This is a genomic window from Colwellia sp. 6M3, from assembly GCF_014077595.1.
Classification (GTDB): domain Bacteria; phylum Pseudomonadota; class Gammaproteobacteria; order Enterobacterales; family Alteromonadaceae; genus Cognaticolwellia.
Genome location: NZ_JACGWF010000172.1, coordinates 1 through 2,438, shown reverse-complemented (window position 1 = coordinate 2,438; position 2,438 = coordinate 1). Strand labels below are relative to the sequence as shown.

General features: G+C 34.0%; 2 protein-coding genes. One reads left to right on the top strand and one right to left on the bottom strand.

Going from position 1 to position 2,438, the window contains the following annotated elements; all coding sequences use genetic code 11:
* Window positions 1-1,005, top strand: a 1,005-nt coding sequence (locus H4J50_RS18765; protein WP_182257678.1) for a CDP-glycerol glycerophosphotransferase family protein, incomplete at its 5' end; no start/stop codon positions are given.
* Window positions 1,006-1,192: 187 nt separating this feature from the next.
* Here H4J50_RS18765 and H4J50_RS18760 read toward each other — a convergent pair.
* The gene (locus H4J50_RS18760; protein ID WP_182257677.1) at window positions 1,193-2,383 is read right to left on the bottom strand and encodes a CDP-glycerol glycerophosphotransferase family protein; all 1,191 of its coding nucleotides are present in this window, start codon (window positions 2,381-2,383) and stop codon (window positions 1,193-1,195) included.
* Window positions 2,384-2,438 lie beyond the last annotated feature (55 nt).

The window sequence follows — 2,438 nt, the reverse complement described above, 5'->3', positions numbered from 1 at the left end:
GTATTAATACCTATTTATAAAAAGCTAAAAGAATTACATCCAGAAATTGAGGTTTATTTTGGTTACAAATCTTACGAACCGAGAATTCGTGCAGGTTTTTCTAAGACGGAGCTAAGCTATCTCAAGACGTTTGGTGAAAAGATGTATATATGCCCTCAACATGCGAGGGCAGATATCACATTTATTGCAGATGCAGTTTACGACTGGATCTATGATTGTGGCAAGATTGTTAATGTCGGGCATGGTATTCTATCGAAAGGCCAATATTATATGGATACCGAATTAGCGCGTCGTGAAGAAAAGGCTGATCTTGTTTGTGTGCCGGGTATCGCACATAAAGAGGTGCTATCGAATGTGATTTCAACGCCTATTGCTGTAACGGGAATGGCCAAATTAGATAATCTATTTGATGAATCAATAACCAGAGAAGCTGTAGAGTTATCGTTGGGTTTACCACAAAGTGATAAAAAGTATGTCTTATTTGCACCTACATTCAATGATGAACTATCATTAATTCCCTTTGTTAAACATTCTATTGCAGACTTCATCCCAAATGCGAATGTAAAAATTTTAATAAAGCTACATGGTTCGACTAAACCAGAATATGTGGAAATGTACAAAAAATTGGCAAAAAATGATGAAAGAATTACTTTTATTCAAGGTTTAGATCTTACACCCTTGATTGTGTTGGCAGACATAATGATCTCGGATGTATCTTCGGCAATTATGGAGTTTGCAGCATTTGATAAGCCCGTAATTCTATTTAATAGCCCTACAAGGTTCAGTTACAAAAATTATAATGAACAAAGCATCGAATATAAATATCGAGATTTGGGAATAGAAGTAGAAAACTATAAAGAAATAAAAAATGCAATAATACGCAGTATAGAAAATCCCATGGAATATTCTCAGCGTAGGCAAAGATATACCGATTTACTTGTTGCGAATAAATCTAATGCAAAAGGCTGTGAAAATATTATTACTGAAAGTCTTAAATTATTATAATTTTTGGTCTCGTGCTTATATGTTGCAAGGTTTTTTTATTTTTTTAAAGGCAATATAATTTGAGAGTTATAGTTCAGCAAATGAAAGCCTTAGTTTTGTACTCAAGAAAATTTCTGTAGCGAATTGAGTTTTGATTGTAGTATATCCACTTAATTTTAAGTGGCTTTGTTAGTGCTTAGCGATAGCGTTAAAGCCGCTCTACCGCCTTTATTAACTGCTTAGAGAATGATTCTGAATTATGGGTACCATGAAACATCGTTTGAAGTTCTAAGTATTTTCTATCGATATAGGCGTCATTTGCAGTGTTTTTTAGTTCAACTACGTTATTAATGAGTTCATCCCAATTGAATGAATAAGGAGTGAGCGTAACATCTTCATACTTATAATAAAGTTCTCTTTCTTTTAATTTATAATTTGCTAAATCAAAAGGTGCAAAAAGAATGGGTTTGTTAGAAAGTAAAAAATCAAAGTAAATACTTGAATAATCTGTAATAAGGCAATCGTATGATGCGATGGTATCGTATATGTCATCGCTAGTATCAAAACGAATATTATTCAAGGTGTCAATTTTTTCTTGAAGTTTTTCTGGTGGGCTATTAACAGGGTGTAACCTTAATACAAGCTCAATATCATGGCAGTTTAATGCTTCTGCTATTTTTTCTATATCAAAACCAAAATCTTCAAATAATGCGTTACTGCCATTGTTTTGTTTTCTCATTGTTGGCATATAAATAACTTTGTAAGGACCATCTGATTGAATAGCCGGTGTAAGGGATGAATCTACAAATACGTCGTTTCTGGGGAAGCCAGTAATCAATACTCTTTCAATAGGCAGCCGAAATGCACCTGCTAGGGTTTTTTGAGTGCGTTCATTCGTCGCTATCAAATAATCGTTTCTCATATGTACATAGGGAGAAAGGCGGTCAATAACTCGACCCTTTAGGTTTTTTTTAGTCTCTAAATGTCCAAATTCATCATAAATTATTTTTTTAAGCGGTAAGCCGTGCCAGAGGTTAACTATTTTAGTTCGTCTGCTTAACGCTGGTGCGAATAGGTCTACGTCATGCGCCTGACATACGAATGCAAAAGCAGATCGCATCTGATAGTAAACGCCGTATAAACTATGTATGTTGTATGCACGAAAACCTCGTTTTCTTAATTTGTCGATAAGTAAATTATTACTACTTATCCATATAGGTACGATATGCGGGCAGTGTTGATTGACATATTCAAAGAACACTTTTGGATTATCTGAATATTTATCACCAAACCAAGCACCAAATACCCAAATTGATTTATTTTTAGGGGCGGCTTTTGCTAGAACGTAAATGAGCCCTTTGAAGGCAATAGAAATAATTAGCTTTATTTGATTCAACAACTAAACCCTATGAATTTGAAAATAGAAGTGTTTAAAATGTAGTATTAGTTTAATG